At 62.0% G+C, this 21,399-nt stretch carries 21 protein-coding genes and 1 pseudogene; 10 read left to right on the top strand and 12 right to left on the bottom strand.

What is annotated here, in order from left to right; all coding sequences use genetic code 11:
* The first annotated feature begins 176 nt into the window (after window positions 1-176).
* A complete protein-coding gene (gap, locus tag ACVWXC_RS00110) occupies window positions 177-1,196 on the top strand; it encodes a type I glyceraldehyde-3-phosphate dehydrogenase (protein WP_011429234.1) in 1,020 nt (339 codons plus the stop codon).
* Here the strand turns inward: gap and ACVWXC_RS00105 are convergent.
* A complete protein-coding gene (locus ACVWXC_RS00105) occupies window positions 1,181-1,783 on the bottom strand; it encodes a 2'-5' RNA ligase family protein (RefSeq protein WP_011429235.1) in 603 nt (200 codons plus the stop codon). The genes gap and ACVWXC_RS00105 overlap by 16 nt on opposite strands.
* A 169-nt stretch (window positions 1,784-1,952) precedes the next feature.
* On the opposite strand from ACVWXC_RS00105, the gene ACVWXC_RS00100 reads away from it, so the two are divergent.
* Window positions 1,953-2,375 carry a (2Fe-2S) ferredoxin domain-containing protein gene (locus tag ACVWXC_RS00100; protein WP_011429236.1) on the top strand — a complete coding sequence of 141 codons (423 nt, stop codon included), beginning with the start codon at window positions 1,953-1,955 and terminating at the stop codon, window positions 2,373-2,375.
* Here ACVWXC_RS00100 and ACVWXC_RS00095 read toward each other — a convergent pair.
* From ACVWXC_RS00095 to ACVWXC_RS00085, 3 genes are all read right to left on the bottom strand, one after another.
* Window positions 2,363-2,995 carry a lysophospholipid acyltransferase family protein gene (locus ACVWXC_RS00095; protein WP_457391546.1) on the bottom strand — a complete coding sequence of 211 codons (633 nt, stop codon included), beginning with the start codon at window positions 2,993-2,995 and terminating at the stop codon, window positions 2,363-2,365. The genes ACVWXC_RS00100 and ACVWXC_RS00095 overlap by 13 nt on opposite strands.
* Before the next feature lie 89 nt (window positions 2,996-3,084).
* Entirely contained in the window at window positions 3,085-4,278 is a 1,194-nt protein-coding gene (locus tag ACVWXC_RS00090; RefSeq protein WP_457391544.1) for an RNA-guided endonuclease InsQ/TnpB family protein, read from the bottom strand.
* Window positions 4,279-4,378: 100 nt separating this feature from the next.
* Window positions 4,379-5,089: a Uma2 family endonuclease gene (locus ACVWXC_RS00085; protein WP_414330056.1), complete on the bottom strand. Its 711-nt coding sequence runs from the start codon at window positions 5,087-5,089 to the stop codon at window positions 4,379-4,381.
* Window positions 5,090-5,241: 152 nt separating this feature from the next.
* Between ACVWXC_RS00085 and ACVWXC_RS00080 the strand changes: the two genes are divergently transcribed.
* The 4 genes from ACVWXC_RS00080 (at window position 5,242) to groL (ending at window position 9,093) form a co-directional block, all read left to right on the top strand.
* On the top strand, window positions 5,242-5,721 hold the full coding sequence (locus ACVWXC_RS00080; RefSeq protein WP_457391542.1) for a GNAT family N-acetyltransferase: 480 nt from the start codon (window positions 5,242-5,244) through the stop codon (window positions 5,719-5,721).
* A gap of 11 nt (window positions 5,722-5,732) precedes the next feature.
* Window positions 5,733-6,854 carry an NAD(P)/FAD-dependent oxidoreductase gene (locus tag ACVWXC_RS00075; RefSeq protein ID WP_457391540.1) on the top strand — a complete coding sequence of 374 codons (1,122 nt, stop codon included), beginning with the start codon at window positions 5,733-5,735 and terminating at the stop codon, window positions 6,852-6,854.
* A 77-nt stretch (window positions 6,855-6,931) separates the two neighbouring features.
* The gene (locus ACVWXC_RS00070; protein ID WP_071813546.1) at window positions 6,932-7,261 is read left to right on the top strand and encodes a 30S ribosomal protein PSRP-3; all 330 of its coding nucleotides are present in this window, start codon (window positions 6,932-6,934) and stop codon (window positions 7,259-7,261) included.
* A gap of 203 nt (window positions 7,262-7,464) precedes the next feature.
* Entirely contained in the window at window positions 7,465-9,093 is a 1,629-nt protein-coding gene (gene groL / locus ACVWXC_RS00065) for a chaperonin GroEL (RefSeq protein WP_011429241.1), read from the top strand.
* Between the two features lie 37 nt (window positions 9,094-9,130).
* Here groL and lysS read toward each other — a convergent pair whose 3' ends face one another.
* The 7 genes from lysS to trpB form a co-directional block, all read right to left on the bottom strand.
* Window positions 9,131-10,657, bottom strand: coding sequence for a lysine--tRNA ligase (gene lysS, locus ACVWXC_RS00060; RefSeq protein WP_011429242.1), 1,527 nt, complete (start codon window positions 10,655-10,657; stop codon window positions 9,131-9,133).
* Between the two features lie 46 nt (window positions 10,658-10,703).
* Window positions 10,704-11,492 carry a Uma2 family endonuclease gene (locus ACVWXC_RS00055; RefSeq protein ID WP_240527750.1) on the bottom strand — a complete coding sequence of 263 codons (789 nt, stop codon included), beginning with the start codon at window positions 11,490-11,492 and terminating at the stop codon, window positions 10,704-10,706.
* Between the two features lie 488 nt (window positions 11,493-11,980).
* Window positions 11,981-13,399 (bottom strand): DNA repair protein RadA, encoded by a 1,419-nt coding sequence (gene radA / locus ACVWXC_RS00050; RefSeq protein WP_011429244.1) that lies wholly within the window; start codon window positions 13,397-13,399, stop codon window positions 11,981-11,983.
* Window positions 13,400-13,451: 52 nt separating this feature from the next.
* The gene (aroC, locus tag ACVWXC_RS00045) at window positions 13,452-14,588 is read right to left on the bottom strand and encodes a chorismate synthase (protein ID WP_457391537.1); all 1,137 of its coding nucleotides are present in this window, start codon (window positions 14,586-14,588) and stop codon (window positions 13,452-13,454) included.
* 54 nt (window positions 14,589-14,642) lie between these two features.
* Window positions 14,643-15,377 carry a pantothenate kinase gene (locus ACVWXC_RS00040; RefSeq protein ID WP_414402768.1) on the bottom strand — a complete coding sequence of 245 codons (735 nt, stop codon included), beginning with the start codon at window positions 15,375-15,377 and terminating at the stop codon, window positions 14,643-14,645.
* Complete coding sequence (locus ACVWXC_RS00035) at window positions 15,367-16,074, bottom strand: AMMECR1 domain-containing protein (RefSeq protein WP_228375405.1); 708 nt, start codon at window positions 16,072-16,074, stop codon at window positions 15,367-15,369. The genes ACVWXC_RS00040 and ACVWXC_RS00035 overlap by 11 nt, the downstream gene beginning before the upstream one ends.
* 26 nt (window positions 16,075-16,100) lie before the next feature.
* Complete coding sequence (gene trpB, locus ACVWXC_RS00030) at window positions 16,101-17,354, bottom strand: tryptophan synthase subunit beta (RefSeq protein WP_457391581.1); 1,254 nt, start codon at window positions 17,352-17,354, stop codon at window positions 16,101-16,103.
* A gap of 202 nt (window positions 17,355-17,556) precedes the next feature.
* Here trpB and ACVWXC_RS00025 point away from each other — a divergent pair, with 202 nt between their 5' ends.
* The 4 genes from ACVWXC_RS00025 (at window position 17,557) to ACVWXC_RS00010 (ending at window position 20,728) form a co-directional block, all read left to right on the top strand.
* A complete protein-coding gene (locus ACVWXC_RS00025) occupies window positions 17,557-17,916 on the top strand; it encodes a hypothetical protein (protein ID WP_011429249.1) in 360 nt (119 codons plus the stop codon).
* 143 nt (window positions 17,917-18,059) lie between these two features.
* Window positions 18,060-18,578, top strand: coding sequence for a hypothetical protein (locus tag ACVWXC_RS00020; protein WP_457391534.1), 519 nt, complete (start codon window positions 18,060-18,062; stop codon window positions 18,576-18,578).
* A gap of 48 nt (window positions 18,579-18,626) precedes the next feature.
* Window positions 18,627-19,187, top strand: coding sequence for a helix-turn-helix domain-containing protein (locus ACVWXC_RS00015; protein ID WP_071813492.1), 561 nt, complete (start codon window positions 18,627-18,629; stop codon window positions 19,185-19,187).
* Entirely contained in the window at window positions 19,187-20,728 is a 1,542-nt protein-coding gene (locus tag ACVWXC_RS00010; protein ID WP_099812520.1) for an Hsp70 family protein, read from the top strand. Before ACVWXC_RS00015 ends, ACVWXC_RS00010 begins: the two co-directional genes overlap by 1 nt.
* 494 nt (window positions 20,729-21,222) lie before the next feature.
* Here the strand turns inward: ACVWXC_RS00010 and ACVWXC_RS00005 are convergent.
* Window positions 21,223-21,399, bottom strand: a pseudogene (locus ACVWXC_RS00005) (RNA-guided endonuclease InsQ/TnpB family protein); the annotation flags it as partial.

Raw genomic sequence — 21,399 nt, 5'->3', positions numbered from 1 at the left:
AACCCCTGCAGGCAGGCCGGGATCCCTAAAGTTAAATATCAGTTGATACTACTCAAAAAAGAGGCCAGAAATAAATCAAGCGGTGGGATCCCAAATTTTATCTTCAGAATAGCCAGGGGTTGCGGTATTATGTGCTAAGCAGCCCCAAAGCACTTCAAGCAGCGAGGTTAAGAGCAGTGGTCAGGGTAGCCATCAACGGATTTGGTCGTATCGGTCGCAACTTTTTGCGGTGTTGGCTGGGTCGCTCCCAGTCCAATCTCGATATTGTTGCCATCAACGACACATCGGACGCCCGCACGGCTGCCCATCTGCTCAAATACGATTCCATTCTCGGGCCGCTGCAAGGGGCGGAAGTGGAGGCCGTCGAGGGTGGCCTGCTGGTTAACGGCAAGCATATCCACGCCGTTTCCGATCGCAACCCCAGCAACCTGCCCTGGAAAGAGTGGAAGGTGGATCTTGTTATTGAAGCTACAGGGGTGTTCGTAGACTATCAAGGGGCCTCTAAGCACCTTGAGGCGGGAGCCAAAAAAGTAGTGATCACCGCTCCGGCCAAGGGGGGCGACATTCCCACGTTTGTATATGGCGTTAACCAACACACCTATGACCCGGTGCGGCACAACATTGTCAGCAACGCCAGTTGCACCACCAACTGCCTTGCCCCCATCCTCAAAGTGTTGCTGGACAAGTTCGGCGTCTTGCGGGCCACGATGACCACCACCCACAGCTACACCGGTGACCAGCGGATTTTGGATGGCGGCCACCGCGATCTGCGACGGGCGCGGGCGGCGGCGTTGAGCATGGTGCCCACCACCACCGGGGCGGCCAAGGCGGTGGCGCTGGTGATCCCCGAACTGAAGGGCAAGCTGAACGGGGTGGCGGTACGGGTGCCCACGCCCAACGTGTCGCTGGTGGACTTGGTGGTGCAGACGGAGCGGCGCGTGATTGCCGAGGAGGTGAACGCGGCTCTCAAGGACGCTTCAGAGACCACGATGAAAGGGATCATTGCCTACTCCGATATCCCCTTAGTCTCCATCGACTACCGCGGCCACGACTGCTCGGCGATTGTGGATGCCGAGATGACCAGCGTGCTGGACGGGGATCTGGTGAAGGTGATGGCCTGGTACGACAACGAGTGGGGCTACTCGCAGCGGGTGCTGGATCTAGCTGAATATATGGCTGCTCACTGGGTTGAGTAGGCTGTTGTTTCCTGCCTCAATCCCTCAGAGGCGGAGAGGGAGAATTCGGCAAAAACCTGCCAGCGCTTGCCGTCATGGAGGAGGAGGGTCAGGGCAGAGGCGAGAAAGGATCCCTGGAAGAGGCGAGCCTTGAACTGCGGCCAGGCGGCGCGGAACTGGGCCGGCTGGAGATCCCGGAAGGCCACAGTCATGTGGGGCACAAAGGGACGGGCTGGAGCCGTTGCTTCTTCTTGCTTGAGAAGGAGGCTCATGTGCCGCTGGGCCTTGGCCTGAAGCTGTTGCAGCTCGGGGGAGGGCTCGACGTGAATATAAATAACCCGTGGCGGGAAGGCGCCGAAGCCACAGAGCTCAACGGCAACTGGCGCCTGCTCCTTAGCAAATGCTTCTAGGGATCCTGTCAGGGCCGCCAGCTGGGCAGTGGGCCACTCGAAAGGAGGCACCAGGGTGATGTGAGGGGGCGAGCGCAGGGCTGCGCGGCTGGCGAATTGCTCGGCAAACTGTTGTTTAATGGCGGTCACTTGCTCCTGCAGGTCTGGTGGGGGAAGGAGGGCGAGAAATAGCCGCTGTTGGGGAGCATCGATCAGCATTGCCGGACAGGTGAGGGATCCTTTTATCCAGGCTAGGGCAGCACATCCCCAGGCCTCTACCCCATTTCCTAGGGGTCAGAAGGTTTGTCGGGATGCCCGACGTCTTCTTTAACTACTCATATAATTATCTAGTGATTATTCGGTGGCAGTAGGAGACACGGATCCTCACATGACCCAGCTTTCCGCTCCCCTTCCCACGCCGGCAAGCCCATCTGCAGAACCTCAGCCGGATCCGATTCCGTCTTACCATTGGCATCTGTTCCTCTGCGCCGACCAGACCAAGCCCAAGTGCTGTGAAAAGGCGGTGGGGCTGGAAGCCTGGGAATACCTGAGGCTGCGGATCCAGCAGTTGAACCTGGAGCTGGCGGGCGTGGGCCCTCTGCGCGTCAACCGCACCAAGGCCAATTGTCTGCGGGCCTGCAACTACGGTGTTCCTGGGCCGGTGTTGTTGGTGTACCCCGGCGGGTTCTGGTACCACTCGGCCACGCCGCCGGTGATAGAGCGGGTGCTGCAAGAGCACATCTTGGGGGGAAAGCCGGTGGCCGAGTATCTGGTTGCTCAAGATACTCTGATTGCCCCTCAGCGCCCCTGATCCAGGAGGGCATGGATGGCCTCCACGCAGGCCGCGGTTGCCTGCTGCAGCTCAGCTTTGTCGCTGGAAGCCGGCGGGGGGATCAGCCTGCCGATGCGCACCGTGATGGGGCAAAACAAGCGCGGCCAGCGGGATCCCTTGGGCAGCACCTTCTCGGTGCCCCAGAGGGCTACGGGGAGCAAGGGTGTCTGGGTGCGCGCTGCCACCAAGGCTGCCCCCAGGTGAGGCTGGGGGATGCGGCCATCGGGGGTGCGGGTGCCGTTGAGAAAGATTCCTACCGCCCAGCCCTGGGCCAGGGCTGCCTCTGTGGCCCGCAAGGCGCTGCGATCCGCACCTCCCCTTTTGACCGGGTAAGCCCCGTAGAGCCGGATCACCTGCTTCAGCACCGGCACCTGGAACAGATCTTCTTTGGCCATGAAGGCTACCGGGCGGCGCACCGCATTGGCCACCAGCGGCGGATCCAAGTGGCTGGCGTGGTTGCTGACGATGATCAGGGATCCGTGGCGAGGCACGTTTTCCTGCCCATAGGTGCGCCCAAAATACAGTCCCCGAAACAAGGGGTTGACCACCAGCCACTTGAGCAGCCAGTAGGCCAACCAATCCCGGCGGCGATAACCCATCTGTGAGTCCAACGATCCCTGCCACTCCGGCAGCAGTTCCCTTTCTGAGTGTAGTGGAGGGTGGGTGGTAAACTACCCGGCTCCGACCGCTAAGCGGTACGGAGCGGGCTTTCAGTAGCCCTGAGCCTGTTCTGCTTTACCAGAGAACAAAACAAGCCCGGACCTCTAGGCTGGTTTACGGCAGCCCCCAAGAGCGCAATCACATTCGCACCATTCAAATCCGCATCTCCTCCCCATCCACAGTGCCCACACTTGAACGACTTGCCACTGCGGTAGGACTGCGCAGGATCGGGATGGATGTGTAAACACTTGTGACAGGTCTGCGACGTGTAAGCAGGCGGCACAAGAACCAGAGAAACCCCTGCAACCCTCGCCTTGTATTCCAGAAACTGGCGTAGCTGGTAGAACGCCCAACTGTTGGCCCTGCGCCTTTCGGTTTTGCTGCGGGGTTGTTGATTGACTCTTTCCCGGATCCCTGTCAGGTCTTCCAGAGCAATAGCGCTGTTGGTAGCTTTTGCCCTAGAGACAATAGCTTTGGAGATGCGATGATTGACCCACGTTTGAAAGCGTCTCTCCTTGCCAGACAGCCGTTGCAACAGTTCTCTGCATCTGCGCCGCGAACTGCGTGTGCCCTTACTGGCTTTGCGTTGGAGTACCGCCCTCAACCGGGAGTAGTGGTCTCGGACTCTGCTCAACTGCTGTCCATTCCAGTGATCTCCTTCCGATGTATGAGCAATATCCGTCCTGCCCAAATCCACCCCGATCACCTTGTCGGTATCTTGTTGCTTGGGCGGGTTTTTCTCTACGCAAATCTGGATGTAGTAGGAGCCATCCTTCCGCTGGACTAGGGTGGCCGATTTGGGGTTAGAGCCAGCCAGCATTCCCCTCTGGTAGTTACCAATGGCTAGCTCAAAGCGTTCTCTCCCTTCCACCGTGGTCAGCGACACCGTCCAGTCTTTCTCGCGGAACGAGAAGATACGAGCGTCGTAGGTAGCGAACCTACGCTTGAACTCTTTAACTGGACGGTTGCGCTGTCTCGCCACTTTGCGGGCGCCGGCCACCCGCCTGCACACCTGTTGAGCCAAGTTACTGGACAAGCCGAACCGGGCTCGAATCTCGTAGTAGCAAAGGGATTGCAACTTGACCGCGTTGACGATCTTCTCCGGCGTGTTCTGGTTGACCCAGTTCAAGGCTTGGCCAAAGGCCTCCATCGTCGCGTCCAATTTGGCGGCTTGTGACGGGAACGCCTTGAGCTTACAGGATATGGTCAGGACTTGGCTCATAAGTCCATTGTACTTCATCAAAGCGCATTCCTCCCGGCACTGACCCTACGGGTACAGTGCGGGGCTCCTGCGATTTCTAGCTGAAAGGGATCCCTGGGCTTCAGCTCTCCAAATCGGGATCCTCACCCAAAGCCCGCAATCTTGCCGCCAGACGCTCCGCCCGTTGATGTTCTCGCTCCGCCCTTTGGCGTTCTTGCTCGGCCCGTTCCCGCTCCAACTCAGCCCGTTCATCGCCGGTCAGCAGCAACTGCCCTTGGGCATCACACCAGCGCAGCCAGCGAGCTTGTTTCCCCTCAAAAACGCCTTCCCACACCGTCAGGCCCAGCCCCACCTGTTCTAGCCAGGTCTCGGTCATTTCCGCGTAGTGGCGGCCCCGCAGTTCGAAAATGCGCAACTCCTCTGGCCCCAGCTCATGATTGGGATCGAAGACCGCGTAGTAGCTAACTCGCATCTGCTCATAACGGCTCAGCTTGCCTTCCAGCTCGTCGCCTTCGCGGTTGGAGACGATCTCGATCACCACATCCGGCGGCTTGTCAAATTGCCAGAGCAGGTAGCAACGGTTTTGCTTCTCCCACCATTGCTCCGGCACCGTGACGTCCAGGCTGAGAAAAACATCCGGCACAATCGGGGGCCGACCGATGGCGGTGTAGATGCCTACATTTGCCGCTGCTAAAAAGGTTTTGCCGCGCAAAGCGCTGTAGAGAGCTCCAGTCAGGAGGCGCTGCTGTTTTTCGGAGGCGAAATTATCCACCGGGGTATCGTCCTCCGTCACAAGGTCGGCAACGTCGGGAACCAGCAGTTCAGTATCCATGGGCAGATGGGGGTGGGGATGCTAGCGATCTTAGCTGCTCACCTCAGGGATCCTCTGCTCCCTGAGAAACAGAGAAAACAGAGTCCTCGAGCAAGCCCAGGTACAATCGAGAAAGCTTTACTTAACGATGATTTCTTTTTCTTCGCTGCTCGATGCAGATCGACATCCGTCCTGCGGAAAACTCGGACAGTGCGGCTCTGCTCCACATTTTGCAAGTGGTCTTTGCGGAGTATCCAGGCTGTGTATTGGACATCGAAGAGGTGCCGGAGTTGCTTCAGCCTGCCACAGCTTTCGCGGAGATGGGGGGATCCCTTTGGGTGGCGCAGCATCAAGGTCAGGTGGTCGGCTGTGTCGGCCTTGTGCCCGATGGGATCCCTGGGCGCATGGAGCTGAAAAAACTCTACACCCTGCCCGCAGTGCGCGGTCGGGGTTTGGGTCGGCGTTTGATTGAACAGGCCGAATTTGCGGCTCGGCAGCAGCAGGCGGACTCTCTGCATCTGTGGACAGATACTCGCTTCACGACAGCTCATCGGGTCTATGAACGGCTCGGCTATGTGCGTCTGCCGGAAATTCGTGAATTGCACGATCGCAGCAACTCTGTGGAGTATCACTACGAAAAGCATCTCCATTGAGGGTCGGGCTGTTGAACTGTGATGCGTTGGTGATTGGCTGTGGAGTGGTGGGCTGTGCCATCGCCTACGAATTGTCTGCGGCTGGCCTATCGGTGGTTGGGATCGATGCCGGGGATCCTGCCGCCGGCTCGACAGGGGCAGCTCTGGGGGTATTGGTGGGCATTTCCAGTCGGCAAGCGGGTGGGGAGACGGTTCAGCTTCGCCTGAAAAGCCTGGAGCTGTTCGATCCCCTAATTGCGCGGTTGGAGGAAGACCTGGGCCGGAGTTTGCCCGTCAATCGGCGCGGCATTCTCAAACTCCTCAGGGAGGAGGAAGTGGAAGCTTGGCAAGAGACCCTGGCGGCCCGCCGACAAGCAGGTTACCGCCTAGATCTGCTCAGCCCTGCCGAAGTGGGATCCCTGCAGCCCGGCCTGCGCAGCGACCTGGCGGCGGCCATCTACTCTCCCCAGGATCGACAAGTCCAACCCAAGCTCCTAACCCAGGCTCTCTTGGAAGCAGCCCAACGCAAGGGATCCCGCTTTTTCTTCCACCAGCCTGTCCAGAAGATTCAGCGCAGCTCGGATCCCCCCTTTCGCCTGCAAACGGTTTACACGCCCGCTCTCACCCTCTCGGCAGGGCACGTCATCCTGGCGGCAGGTCTGGGCAGCTCTCCTCTGGCCAAAGAGCTGGGGCTGCAGGTGCCGCTGCAAGCGGTCAAAGGTCAGGCCCTGCGGGTCAAAGCCCCCGGGATCCCCCTGGGGCCCGTGGTCACCGACGCGGATCTGCATCTGGTTCCCCTGGGGGATGGATCCCTGTGGGTGGGGGCAACCGTGGAGTTTCAGGCCCCCCATCCCCAGCCGACGCTGCTGGCCTTACAGGATCTGCTGGCCCACGCCATCGGCATCTGCCCGGCCCTAGCCGAAGCCACCCTGCTGGAGCACTGGGCCGGCCATCGACCCCGACCGCTGGGGCAGCGCGCCCCCATTCTGGGGCCGGCTCCCGGCTATGTCAATCTTTTGGTTGCCACCGGCCACTACCGCAATGGAGTGTTGCTGGCCCCGATTAGCGCCGCCATCCTGAGGGATTTGGTGCTGAAAGGGGAAACAGCCCTGTGCGATCTAAGCGCTTTTGCCCCAAGACCTAAACAGGGCTGAGCTGGCCTATCCACTGAGGTAGCAAGACTTATGTCAGAATAGAAGGTTGCCCGGCTCAGGCCGGGCCAGTGTGTGATCTGTCGAGTCCTGCAAAGGAGAAAAGAGCCTTGCCGAAATTTGCCCTGAAAGCCCTCTGGCTGGAAAACGATTTGGCCATCGCCGTGGATCAGGTGGTGGCCAAAAACCGCAGCCCCCTCACCCGCTACTTTTTCTGGCCGCGGGATGACGCCTGGGAACAGCTCAAAGCCGAGCTGGAGAGCAAAACTTGGATCAGCGAGGAAGATCGCATCACTCTACTCAACCAAGCCACTGAACTGATCAACTACTGGCAAAACGGCGGACGCGAGCGCCCCATCAGCGAAGCCCAAGCCCAGTTCCCCGACATCCTCATCGGCGGCAACGCCTAGCTCTCCCCTCCCCGCCGAGGCCGCGACTCCAAACCCAACCCATCTTGATGGGGATCCTGCTTTTGGGCTAGATTAGCACTCGGGATTTCAGAGTGCTAACTTTGGGCTCGGCCAAGCCAATGGATCGCCGGGGCCCTTCTGGGATCCCACTCCGCCTGGCAGCGCTAAGCGGCCCAGTTGAAACTAAGAGGATCGGGGATTCTATGGCAAAACAGATTCTGTTTAGGGAAGAGGCCCGCAAGGCATTGGAGCAGGGCATCAATCAACTGGCGGATGCAGTTAAGGTTACCATTGGCCCGAAAGGGCGCAACGTCCTTCTGGAGAAAAAGTTCGGCGCCCCCCAGATCGTCAACGACGGGGTCACCATTGCCAAGGAAATTGAATTGGCGGATCCTTTGGAGAACACCGGTGCCCAGCTGATGCGGGAAGTGGCCACCAAGACCAACGACGTGGCCGGAGACGGCACCACCACAGCCACCATTTTGGCCCAGAGCATGGTGCAGGAGGGGTTGAAGAATATTTCGGCAGGAGCCAACCCTGTAGCTTTGCGGCGCGGCATCGAGAAGACCACTGCCTACCTGGTGGAGCAAATTGCCGCTCAAGCTAAGCCTGTGGAAGGCCGCAAGAACATCGCCGAGGTAGCTACCATCTCTGCCGGCAACGACCCGGAAGTGGGGGAGATGATCGCCAGGGCCATGGATGCCGTGGGGCGAGATGGGGTGATTACGGTCGAAGAGTCCAAGTCCTTGGAAACCCAATTGGAAGTTGTCGAAGGGATGCAGTTCGACCGCGGCTACATTTCCCCCTATTTCGTCACCGATACGGAGCGGATGGTGGCCGAATACGAAAATGCCTATCTGCTCATCACCAGTAATAAGCTCTCCAATCTTCAGGATCTGGTGCCTGTTCTGGAGCGGGTAGCGCGAGAGGGACGGCCGCTGCTGGTGATTGCCGAGGATGTGGAGGGAGAAGCCCTGGCCACTTTGGTGGTCAACAAGCTGCGGGGGGTGTTGAACGCGGTGGCGGTGAAGGCGCCGGCTTTTGGGGATCGGCGCAAGGCCATGTTGGAGGACATTGCCATCCTCACCGGTGGGCAGCTCATCTCCGAGGATATCGGCATCAAGCTGGAGAACGTCACCCTGGACATGATGGGGGTGGCCCGCAAGATTACCGTTACCAAAGACAAGACCACCATTGTGACCGACGGCAGCACCAAGGCGGCGGTGGAGAAACGGGTGGCCCAGATCCGCAAGCAACTGGAGACCACCGATTCCGAGTACGACCGCGAGAAGCTGCAGGAGCGGATCGCCAAGCTGGCCGGTGGGGTGGCGGTGATCAAGGTGGGAGCTGCCACTGAAACGGAGCTTAAAGACCGCAAGCTGCGCATTGAAGATGCCCTCAACGCCACGCGGGCGGCAGTGGAGGAAGGGATCGTCCCCGGTGGCGGGGCAACGTTGCTGCATCTTTCCAAAGGGATCCCGGCCTTCAAGGCCAACTTGAACGCAGAAGAGCAGGTGGGGGCGGACATTGTCTGCCGGGCTTTGCAGGCGCCGCTCTATCAGATTGCCCACAACGCTGGCCTGGAGGGGTCGGTGGTGGTGGAAAAGGTTCTGGAGAAGGAGATGCCCTTTGGCTTTGATGCCCTGACGGGCACCTATGTGGACATGTTTGCTCAGGGGATCGTGGATCCGGCCAAGGTCGTACGCTCGGCGCTGCAGAATGCCGCTTCCATCGCCGCCATGTACCTCACCACCGAAGCCATTGTGGTGGAAAAGCCCGAACCCAAGACGAAAACAGGAGCGAGCCGCTCCGGCGGTGCGGGGATGATGTAACTCCCCTAAACCATGCCCTTGTGGCCTAGGCCCCTATTCAGGGGCTTTCTCCCGTCTCCGGTCGCAGCAGGGGGAAGGCGATGACATCGCGGATGCTGGCAGCGTCGCACAGCAGCATCGCCAGACGGTCGATGCCGATGCCCAGGCCACCGGTGGGGGGAAGGCCGTACTCCAGGGCAGTGAGGAAGTCTTCGTCCAAAAAGTGGGCCTCTTCGTCTCCGGCTGCCTTCAGGGCCGCCTGGGCCTCCAGCCGCTGCCGCTGATCCACCGGGTCGGTCAGCTCCGAGTAGGCGTTGGCCGTCTCCCGCCCGACGATAAACAGCTCGAAGCGCTCCGCCAACCCCGGCTTGCTGCGGTGGGGCTTGGTGAGCGGACACACCTCCAGGGGATAGTCGAGAACAAAGGTCGGCTGGCGCAGGCGGCTCTCGCAGCAGTGCTCGAAGGCTTTGACCAACAGCTTGCCAGGGGAGTCGTGGGGGGAGAGATCGGGGATCCCCTGCTGGGCCAGGGCGGGCAAGAGCTCGGCGGTGGATCCCTTTTCCACGTCGATGAAGATGCCGGTGGCCTCCTCCACCAACTCCTGGATCGTTACCCGCCGCCAGGGTGGGGTGAGGTCAATGGTCTCCCCTTGGTAAGTAATTTGCAGGGATCCCCGCACTGCCAGGGCGGCGTTGCAGACCAGGGCTTCGGTCAGCTCCATCATCGTGTGGTAGTCGGCAAAGGCTTGGTAGGCCTCCAGCGAGGTAAACTCCGGGTTGTGGCGGGTGGAGATGCCCTCGTTGCGAAAGACTCGCCCAATTTCGTACACCCGCTCGATCCCGCCCACCACCAGCCGCTTCAGGTGCAGCTCGGTGGCAATGCGCAAGTAGAGATCTAGATCCAGGGCGTTGTGGTGGGTGATGAAGGGACGCGCCTCCGCCCCGCCGGGGATCACCTGCAGCACCGGCGTCTCGATCTCCACAAAGCCCCGCTCCTCCAGGGTCTGCCGCAGGGAGCGGACGATCTTGGCCCGGTCGAGCAAGGTTTGCTTGACCTCGGGGTTGACGATGAGGTCAACGTAGCGCTGGCGGTAGCGTTTCTCCACATCCCGTAGGCCGTGCCACTTATCGGGCAGGGGCAGCAGGGCCTTGGTCAGCACCTGGTACTCGTCCACCCGCACCGACAGCTCCCCTTTCTCGGTGCGCTTGAGACAGCCCTTGGCCCCCAGCCAATCGCCCACGTCAAGCAGCTTGTCCAGGTTCTTGAAGGCCAGCTCCCCCATGTGCTGCGTCAGCCGTTGCTTTTCCAGGTAGAGCTGGATGGTGCCAGAGCGATCCTGCAGGGTAAAGAAGGCCAGTTTGCCCATGACCCGCCGCGCCCGGATCCGCCCGGCCACCGCCACCTGCACATCCTCCCGCTCGGCGCCGGGCTCGAGATCGGCAAATTGCGCCTGCAACTCGGCAGCCAAGTGGGTAACCGGGAAAGAATAGGCGTAGGGCAGGATCCCTTGCTCCTGCAGGTGGCGGGCCTTTTCCAGGCGGGCGGCCCGTTGGGCAGCTTCGCTGCTGCTGGGGAGAGTGGACATAGGGGTAAAAGGGATAGAGGATTTCAGGGACGGACGGGATCCTTTTTTACGCTTCCGGCGGCGCGATCCCGTGGGAACGCAGCAGCTCCAAAAGTCTTTCGGCCCGTTGGCGTTCTCTTTCAGCCCGTTGGCGTTCTCTCTCGGCCCGCTGCTGCTCTAGGGCGGCCTTTTCGTCGCCGGTGGGTAAAACTTGGCCCTCTCGGTCACACCAGCGCAGCCATTCCGTGTTGACGCCCTCGAAGGATCCCTGCCAGAGGGTCAAGCCCAGGCCAATCTCCTCCAGCCAGGTGGAATCGAAGGGAACCAACTCTCCCCCCCGCCGCTGAAAAAGAACCAGTGGGGATCCCTGCAGCTCCCGCAGTTGCCGCAAAGGATCGTAAACCCCGTAGTAGCCCACGCCGGCGCGGGCGTAGTCCCTGAGTTTGCGGCCCAGCTCTTCTCCCTCGCGGTTGGAGACAATCTCAATGACCACGTCGGGAGGCTTGCCCATCTCCCAGACAAAGTAGGTGCGATCTTCCTTGCGCTCGAAGCTGGCGGGGGGAGCTACCTCCAGGCTGAGCATGACATCGGGCACGAGCGGCGGCTGCTTGAGGGCGTAGAACAGGCCGACGTTGGCCGTGGCCAGGAAGGGGATCGGCTCGCCGCTGTCTTTGGCTCTGGGCTGAAAGGAGGCGTAGAGGGCGCTCGTGAGCAGGCGCTGCAGCTTCTCCGAGTAGATGCTGTCCACAGGCTGGTCGTCCTCGATCACCAGGTCACTGATATCGGGTGGGGGCGGCGGTGGAAACTCCGCTGCCGGCGTCGAGGGCTTGAGGGGGCTAGAAGGTGCAGAAACCATGATGCCGGGATCCTTTGCAGGGCCGCTGCTAGCGACTGCTCGGTTGTTGGTCAATCGAGCCGATATCGAACCATCTCGAGGGTAGCAAAGGTTTTGGGGAAAAAGGCGACCAGAGAGCTTCTCCAATCCACACCAGAGATAGAAGCCCAACCCTGGGCCGAGGGCCTGCCTCCTGGAGCGGGGCAAGAGACAAAAAATCCTGCCCGACCTCCTCAGCTTTGGCCGGATCCCTTTTGGAAAGCAGCTAGCGCTCCGCCTGGGCGTTCAAGCTGGAGACGATCAGGTACACCACGAAAAGAAACAGGGCTACCAACGCCATAGGTCGATCCTTAGGTCAGTCTCTTGCGCCAGGGTCTGTAGGATAGTGTGCCCATCCGGGCCGGGATCCGGTTGCTGTTGTCGCACAAACCTTTATTCTATGACATTTTCCCGTAGCTTGGTTCTTGGGGGAGCTCGACCGCCCAACTGGGCAAGTTGGGGATCCCTTCTCACTGGCCAGGCTCGGAGCTGGGCAGAGCCACCAGCAGAGCTTCCAACACCCGCTGCACCCGGCTCAAGCGCAGGCCAGAGTCGGCCAAAACGGGGCTGTTGGGGATGATGGCGTGGCGGAACCCCAGCTTGGCGGCTTCCTTGAGGCGCTGCTCCAACTGCGCCACCGGGCGCACCTGTCCCCCCAGGCCCACCTCGCCGATCAAGACCGTAAAGGGATCCACCTGGCGATCTCGGAAGCTGGCGGCCACGGCCACCGCCACCCCCAAGTCGGCAGCTGGCTCGGCCACCTGGATGCCGCCGGCGGAGGCAATGTAGGCGTCGTATTTGGAAAGCGGGATCCCCACCCGTTTTTCCAGCACCGCCAAGATCTGCAAAAAGCGGTTGAGCTCGATGCCGGTGGCGGTGCGGCGGGGGGAGCTGTAGCTGGTGGGGCTGACCAGGGCCTGCACGTCCACCACCAAGGGGCGGGTGCCCTCACAGGCGACGATGGTGGCCGTTCCCGGCGTGGCCTGATCCCGGCTGCTCAAAAAAAGCTGCGAGGGATTGTCCACCTCCACCAAGCCAGAGGCGGTCATCTCGAAAACGCCGATTTCCTGGGCCGCCCCAAAGCGGTTTTTGACGGCGCGCAGCAGGCGGTGGCTCTGAAAGCGATCCCCCTCAAAGTACAAGACGGTGTCCACCAGGTGCTCCAGCACCTTGGGCCCGGCCAGGGATCCATCTTTGGTAACATGGCCAACGATGAGCAGGGCCACCCCCAGTTTTTTGGCCACTCGCATCAAGAGGCCGGCGCATTCCCGCACCTGGGAAACGGATCCCGGCGCCGAGCTGAGCTGCCCCCAGAAGATGGCCTGGATGCTGTCGATGATTGCCACCTGGGGCTGTAGGGCCTGGATCTCGGCCACAATGGCCTCCAGGTCGGTTTCCGCCAATAGGTAGAGCTGCTCGCTTTCTATCCCCAGCCGCAAGGACTCCGTCCCGCTAATGCGAGCGGCGCGCAGCTTGATCTGCTGGGCCGATTCCTCCCCCGACACGTACAAGATGGGCCCCCGCTTGGCGAGATGCGCAGCAGTCTGCAGCAGCAGGGTGCTCTTGCCAATGCCTGGATCGCCGCCGATCAACACCAGGGATCCCGGCACGATGCCACCTCCCAACACCCGGTCGAACTCGCCGGAGCCAGAGGAGAGGCGGGGGTGGCTCTCCGAGGAGACTTGGGAGAGGGGAAGGGCCGACAGGGGCATCCCGTTGCCGCGGCTGCGCTGGGGAACGAGCCGCTGCGGTGGCCCAGACTTAGAAGAGGGGGCGACGACCACCTCCGTCAGCGTGTTCCAGGCGCCACAGTTGTCGCAGCGGCCCAAAAACTTGGGGTAGCGCTCGCCGCACTGGCTGCACTCCCAGACGGTTTTGGCCTTGGCCATGAACAGGGATCCCGCCTCTTTCTTAGGATACAAGGACTCCGACCGGCTGCCGCTAGCTGTGGGGCAGGGGAACGGCGGGAATGGGCACCTCTGGCAAGGCCAGGGATCGGCACTGGGCGTGGTGGCGCAGCAGATGGTCACAGAGCACCAAAGCCACCATCGCCTCCACCATCGGCACCGCCCGCGGCAGCACGCAGGGATCGTGGCGCCCCCGCGCCGCCAAAACCGTCTCCTGCCCGTCGAGGGTGACGGTGCTTTGGGGCTGGCGAATGGTGGCGGTGGGCTTGAAGGCCACCCGCAGGACGATGTCTTCCCCGTTGCTGATGCCCCCCTGGATGCCGCCGGAGCGGTTGCTGCGGGTGCGCCAGCCGCTGGGGGTCATGTAGAACTCGTCGTTGTGCTGCTTGCCCGTCAGGTAGGTGCCGGCAAACCCCGAACCGATCTCAAACCCCTTGCTGGCCGGCAGCGACATCACCGCCTTGGCCAGGTCGGCCTCCAATTTGTCGAACACCGGGCAGCCCAGCCCGCGGGGCACATTGCGGGCCACACATTCCACCACTCCCCCGAGAGAATCTCCTTCCCGCGCCGCTGCTTCAATTTTTTCAATCATCGCCGCCGCCGCGGCTGGATCGGGGCAGCGGACGATGTTGGCCTCCACCTGCTCTGCAGTTACCGAGCTGGGATCCACCTGGGCCTCTACGTCTTGGACCCGCTGCACATAGGCCAGGATCTCTACCCCTGCTGCCAGGCGCAGGATCTTCTTGGCGATGGCCCCGGCGGCCACCCGGCCAATGGTCTCCCGCGCCGAGGCCCGCCCTCCCCCCTGCCAGTTGCGGATGCCGTACTTGGCCTGGTAGGTGGCATCGGCATGGGAAGGGCGGAAGGTGGTGGCCATCTCGCTGTAGTCCTGGGGGCGGGCGTCCTGGTTGCGCACCAGGATGTGGATGGGCGTGCCCAGGGTAAAGCCCTGAAAAACGCCGGAGAGGATCTCGCAGCGATCGGCTTCCTGGCGGGGAGTTGTGATGTGGCTCTGGCCGGGACGGCGCCGATCCAGCTCCGCCTGGATGTCGGCCTCGCTCAAGGGCAGCCGCGGCGGGCAGCCGTCCACCACCACCCCCACCGCCCCCCCGTGGGACTCGCCGTAGGTGGTGACGCAAAACAAGACGCCGAAGGAGTTGCCGTTGGCCATGGGATCCCTGAGCAAGAAGCTGCCCGCTCGCAGGCGGCTGGGAGAGACTGTCTTCTATTCTGCACCAGAAGGCTTGCGGACGACGCGGTGCAACTGACGGCAGCCGGCAATCCCCCGCAACACCAGGTGGGGATCCCAGCGCAGCTCTGCGTCAAGGGGCCGCAGGTGGGGGTAGAGTAGCTCGCCATCGCCGCCGGTTACTAGCAGCGGGCCTTGGGGAAAGCGGCGGCGCCAGTCGGCCAGAAAATCCCGCAAGCCGGCCAGCAGGGTATGAAGAATGCCGCTGCGGATGGCGGCCCCAGTGTTCCTGGCCCAGCGGGGGGGTATGGGAGCGCCGGGATCCCACTCCACTTTGGGCAGCCGGGCGGTGTGGTCGGCCAGCGCCTGCGCCTGCAACCCCAGGCCGGGCAGGATCGCTCCTCCCACCAGGGATCCCTCGGCGTCAGCTCCCGTCAGGGTCAAGGCGGTGCCGGCGTCGATGACCAAGCAGGGCCAGCCGTAGCGGATCCCGGCGGCCCACAGAGCCAGTGCCCGATCCAGCCCCAGCCCGGGATAGGGATCCCGCAGCGGCACCTGGGAGAGCTCAAGGCAATGCACCCAGGGGGATCGGGGCGGCAAAGGGGCAGAGCCAACGGCAGCTAGCCACAGCTCCGTCTCTTCTGGCCAGGATAGGGGTTGGTGGGCGGGAAACTGCTCCACCTTCACCAAGCTCTCGCCAGCAAACCAGCCCCAGCGCACGTGGGTGTTGCCCACCACGGCGGCCAGCCACCGCTCTGCCTCAGAACTCATGCAACAGCTCCGCCTCCACGCGAAACAGCTCCACCGGCTGATCGGCAGGGATCCCGGCCAATTGCTTGGCGGTGGAGAGCTGCCAGGCCGTCGTCAGAGCCTCTCCGGGCAGCAACACCGCCCCCCGTGTCCCCGCGCGAATGAACAGGCCCATGCGGGTGGGATCCACCTGCTCCAGAGAGGGGATGGGCACCACCCGTCGCACGATGGCCACCTGAATAGAAGCCGACTCCAGCTCGCCGGGTTGCAGGGGCCGATAGCGCCAGTCGCGAGTAACAGCCCCCACCGCCGCCCGGATGGTGGCCCTGGCCAGATCCTCGCCGCCGGGATCCAAGCTGCCCCAACAGCCGCGGGGCCGTCCCTCCCTGGTCACCGTAACAAAAACTCCCGCCGGGCGCCGCCAGTGGGGCGGGATCTCTTCTGGAGCAGGCAGCACCTGGCCAGTGGCGAAGTAGTGGGCGATGGCCTGCCGCGCCAGGGCCGGCAGCGTCTTGGGCAAGGGTTGCGGCTGGACGGGAGCAGGGATCCCCTCCGTCCCGCCGTTGCGGGGCAAGGCGCCTGCCGGGGAACTCGTGGCCGGGGACGGGATCCCGCCAACGCGCCCAGAAACCTCTGGCCGGGATCCGGCCAGCAGCCCTAGCCCTGCCCCCAGAAACAAGGCCAGCAGGCTGAGCGATCGAATGGCAAAGGTGGACACGAGCTGAGGATCTTGCCAACCCAACTCTAGGCTAGGCTATGCCCCCGCTGCTGCAAGTACTTGAAAACGGTGTTCAGATCCTTGTCGCCCCGCCCAGAGCAATTGACCACTACCCGCTGCTGGGGACCAAGCTGAGGGGCCAGGGTCTTCAGGTAGGCCAGGGCGTGGGCCGTCTCCAGGGCGGGGATGATCCCCTCCAGGCGCGACAGCAGCAGCAGCGCCTCTACCGCCTCGTCGTCGGTAACGGCGTAGTACTCGGCTCGCCCAATTGCTTTTAAGTAGCTGTGCTCCGGCCCCACGCCGGGGTAATCCAAGCCGGCGCTGATGGAATGGGCCTCCTGCACCTGGCCTTCTTCATCTTGCAGCAGGTAGCTCATGGCCCCGTGCAAGACCCCAATGCGACCGCGGCTAAGAGTAGCAGCGTGGCGGGAGGTGTGCAAGCCCTCCCCGGCAGCTTCGATGCCGATAAGCCGCACTTGGGGATCCTGAACAAACTCGTTGAACAACCCCAGGGCATTGGAGCCGCCGCCCACACAGGCCAGCAGCACGTCCGGCAGGCCTCCCCATTTCTCTTGGCACTGCTGCCGCGTCTCCTGGCCGATGATATCGTGAAAGGTCCGCACCAGCTTCGGGTAGGGGTGGGGTCCGGCCACCGTGCCGATGACGTAGTGGGTGGTCTCCACGTTGGTTACCCAGTCGCGGATGGCCTCGGAGAGGGCATCTTTGAGGGTGGCCGTGCCGGATTCCACCCCCCGCACCTCAGCGCCCAACAGGCGCATCCGCTGCACGTTGGGGGCCTGCCGCTCCATGTCCAGCGCCCCCATGTAGATGACGCATTCCAGGCCAAAGCGGGCGCACACCGTTGCCGTGGCCACCCCATGTTGGCCGGCGCCGGTCTCGGCGATGATCCGCCGCTTGCCCATGCGCACCGCCAGCAGCACTTGGCCGAGGGCGTTGTTGATCTTGTGGGCGCCGGTGTGGTTGAGGTCTTCGCGCTTGAGGTAGATCTGGGGGCCGCCGTAGTGCTCGGTAAGCCGCTGGGCAAAGTAAAGGGGACTGGGCCGACCAACAAAATCCCGCAACAAGCTGTGGAACTCGGCGCGAAACTCGGGATCCCGCCAATGCTGCTCAAAGGCTTCCTCCAGCTCCGTCAGGGCGCTCATCAGGGTTTCCGGCACAAAACGGCCCCCAAAGGGCCCAAACCGGCCCCGAGGATCCGGACGCACCTGCGGGTCAAGGGGATCCCAGGTGGCAGGGGCAGCAAGAGGAGTTGAGGTCATGGCAAATGGATTGGCGCGGGCTTGACAGCCGGCAATAGGAGACAAGTTTCCCTATTCTACAGAAGATGGAAACTCGGGAAGGCCACTGTCCAAGCTATCTTATTTGCCGCCCTGGATGGTGGGATCCCGCCGAAATCACCTTTGAACAGGGGGCTTCCAAGGATTTTTACGATCAGGCCGTCCGATTTTGGGGGCGGCCTTTATGGACAAGCATCTGCAAGAGTTGCTCCAGCAAGAAGATCAAAAGCGCAGGGACGAAGAGCTGCGCCGCACCTATGCCCTTTCTCAAAAGTCTCAGGGAGCGGCAGTCTTTTTGTCGTTATTGCTGGCTTTTGCGGCCTACATTTATACGCGGCGATGGAAAGCGCTAATGATCTTTTTGGGGTGGTGTATTTTTGTCGGCGTGTTGTTTAGCGATGAAGAAGGAGAAGTTTCTCTCCCTGGACTTTTTCTGGCCTCCACCTGGGCAGCGGTGGACAACTGCGCCGCCATCCAGCGAGCTAGAGAAAAAATTGAACTGCTACGCTCCGGGCAAAGCCCCGATAGCAACCGGCAGACTTAATCGACCTCAAATCAACAAGCTGGAAACCCTTCCTTACTCCCCTCTCCCTGTGGGAGAGGGGCTGGGGGTGAGGGATCCCTTTGCCAGCAGCAGGTTAGGACAAGGGAGCCTAGAATGGCCGCAGATCCGAGGAAACCAAAACCATGAAGCCTGCTGCTTGCCTAGCCTGTCTGCTCGCCGGTCTCCTTGGGGGGGAAGGGATCCCGGCCCTGGCCTCACCCGCTCTTTTGGTGCTGGCCCAGTCCGGCTTTCAGCCCTACATCAATGTCCGCTTTGGCTATCGCCTCGACTATCCGGCTGATTTTGTCCCCCAAGGGGAATCCGACAGCGGCGACGGCCAGGTGTTCATCGGCAAAGAGGGGGCCGAGCTGCGCGTTTGGGGTGGGTACAATATTCTTCAAGCAACGCCCGCCAGCGCCCTGCAAGAGGAGCTGCAGCGCAGCCGGGAAAGCCGACGCCGGGTTACCTATCAAGTTGCCGGTCGGGATTTTTTCGTGGTCTCCGGCTACGAGCCAGACGGCCAGCGGATTTTTTACCTCAAAAAGCTCGTCAGCCCCTCTCTAGAGGCTGGCTTTGAATTGGTCTATCCGGCCAGCCGGCGCGAGCGCTACGACCGGGACGTGGAAGCCATAGCCCGCTCCCTGCGCTTTGTGGATCCCTGACCCAGGCCCAAGTTGGGGCATGATCGTAGGGATCCCTGGCAAAACCCCATGGCCGAGAGACCGCTGGACAGTTGGCTGCGGGAACGGATGCAAGCCGTTGGCCTCTCCTCTTGGCAGGCTCTGCAAGCCCGGGCGGGGATCAGCCGCCGCGCCCTCGATCAGGTGCGCCAAGGGCAGTGGGGATCCCTGCGCCTGGAGCAACTGCAGAAGCTGGCTGCCGCTTTAGAGTGGGAGTTGGGATCCCTGCTTGGCGGTGGCGACCCTAGTCCAAGGGGCTCGAACACTGCAGAAGCGATCTTTTCCCTGCTGCAGCCGCTGCTGACCAGCTACCCCACCGTCCGCGAGATTGCCCGGCGCAAGCCCGATTGGCCGGCCCAAAACGTGACGGCCCTCTTCCGGTCGCTGGATGCCCTGCTGCAGCAGTGGGGGTATGAAGCCATCGGCAGCCCTCTTGAGTCCGTCCCCTTCGACCCGCAACTGCACCAGCCGGATCAGCCGGACATTCGGCCAGGGGATCCCGTCTACATCCGCTTTGTCGGCTACCGCCGGAAAGACTACATCCTCTGCCCGGCCAAAGTCAGCCGCTCGCTGCCCGGAGGATTGAGCTGATGGCACCTGTCCCCAAAGCAACGCTGGCTATCGATTTCGGCACCAGCAATACTGTGGTGGCAGTTTGGGATCCCGTCCAAGAAGCGCCCCGCCTGCTCAGCTTTCCCGGCCTTTCCCGCCCGGGCTACTCGGCCATTCCCAGCCTGGTCTATGTCAAGGGAAAAGGCCAGCTCTTGGTGGGGGAAACGGTGCGGGCCGGGCGTTGGGGGGCAGTGGAGCCGCAGCGGCTGTTTCAGGGCTTCAAGCGGGATCTGGTGGCGGAGTTTGTCCCCCCACCGCGGATTCTCGATGGGGAGCGCTACGACGCCGAGAGGGTGGCTCAGGCTTTTTTGCAGGCGGTGATGGAAGCCGTCCAGCAAGAATACCTGCAGCCGCAACAGGTGGTGTTTACCGCTCCCGTCGGCTCCTTTGAGCGCTACTTGAACTGGCTGCGGGGGGTGGCCGGGGATCCCGTTCAAATTGTGGACGAGGCCACTGCCGCTGCCCTGGGCTATGCGGTCGGCCAGCCGGGATCCGTGGTGCTGGTGGTGGATTTCGGCGGCGGCACCCTGGATCTCAGCCTGGTGCGCACCCTTGCCCCCCAGCCGGGCAACCCCGTCCTCAAGGCAGAGGTGATCGCCAAGGCCGACGCCTACGTGGGCGGGGTGGATATCGACATCTGGATAGCCGAATACCTGCTGGGTCAACTGGGGCTGAGCCGGCAGCAGCTGGGGGCCCTGAGCTGGATGACGCTTTTGGAGCAGGCAGAACAGCTCAAGATCGCCCTTTCTGCCCAGCCGGAGGCTGTGGGCAGTTGGTTCGACGACGAGACTCTAACTGCCTATGAGCTGCGCTTGAATCGGCAGGCGCTGGAGGAGATTTTAGAAACCCACCAGCTCCTCGACCAGATCCGCCAGTGCCTAGACGAGGTGCTGCTCAGCGCCCAGGCAAGGGGAGTGGGCAAAAGCCAAATTGAGCAGGTGCTCCTGGTGGGAGGCAGCTCCCAACTGCCGGCAGTCCAAGAGCTGCTCCGCTCCTACTTCGGCAAAAAGAAAGTCCGCTGCGAGCGCCCCTTCGACGCCGTGGCCCTGGGCGCTCTGCAGGTGGGCCGCCAGGTCAAGCTCGAGGATCGCCTGCACCACAGCTACGCCATCCGCCTCTGGGATCCCTGGCAAAAAAGTTACATCTACTATCCCCTCTTCGAGCGGGGCAGCCCCTACCCTTGCCGACGCTCCGAGCCCTTGATCTTGCAGGTGGCCAACGATGGCCAGACCGAAATTCGACTCGATGTGGGGGAAGTGGCCCAGGTGGCCCAGGCCGAGGTGGTCTATGACGAGCTGGGGCGCATGAGCAGCCGCCAACTTACCCGACAAACCGATTTTCGATCCCTGGGTGCTGAGCCGGCTTGTCTGGCCCGCCTGCAGCCCCCAGGTCGGGCAGGAGAAGATCGCCTCAAGGTGGAATTTGCCGTCGATGCCTCGCGGCGGCTGTTGGCCACTATCTTCGACTTGCAAACCCAGCAGCTTTTGGTAGAAGCCCAGCCCGTAGCCACCCTGAGTTAGAGAAAGGCACTCAGCTTCTTTATCGCGCCAAAACCCAAACAGTGCCGCCTGGCCCTTCTCCCCCCTGGGAGAGGGGCTGGGGGTAGTCGCAATGGCAGCGTGGAGCGCTTGGGCGGATCCCTTGTTGAACAATCGCCTATTTTGCTGTAAAGCGCGGGGGAAAAGTCTTAAGCTCATCCAGAATGACTGTATATCCCGTGCAGTGGCTTTGTAATGACTTGACAGATATAGTCATCATTAAATAGATGCAACGTTTCTCTACGTCGTTATTGCTACGCAACGCTGTCGCGAAGGCGCCGGCAGCGCGAAGCACTATCTCTAGCTCCCCTCTCCCCCTGGGAGAGGGGCTGGGGGTGAGGGCCGACTCCCCTGAGCTCAATCTCTCAAGAATTAGCAACGACTGGCCCTACTGCTGACAGGTAAACTAGCTTCCCGTCGTAGAACAGCGCTGAGCCTTGGTCGCCTTGCTGCGAGTCTGCCCGGTACTGATACATTTACGCTGAACACTGCTGAGCATTACTGCTCAGCGGTGAAGCGATAGCATTCTGTCCGTTTCCGTTGTTACTACGCGATGCCGACGCGACCGCGCTACTCGGACGGAGTCCAAACAGAAAGGCGGTATCCCGCAAAGCCCTGAGCATAACGCCCAGAGCGCCTTGCCAATCTCGTGG

This window comes from Thermostichus sp. OS-CIW-20 (genome assembly GCF_054061455.1).
The sequence above is the reverse complement of the archived record's forward strand: the minus strand, read 5'-3'. Positions and strand labels throughout refer to the sequence as shown.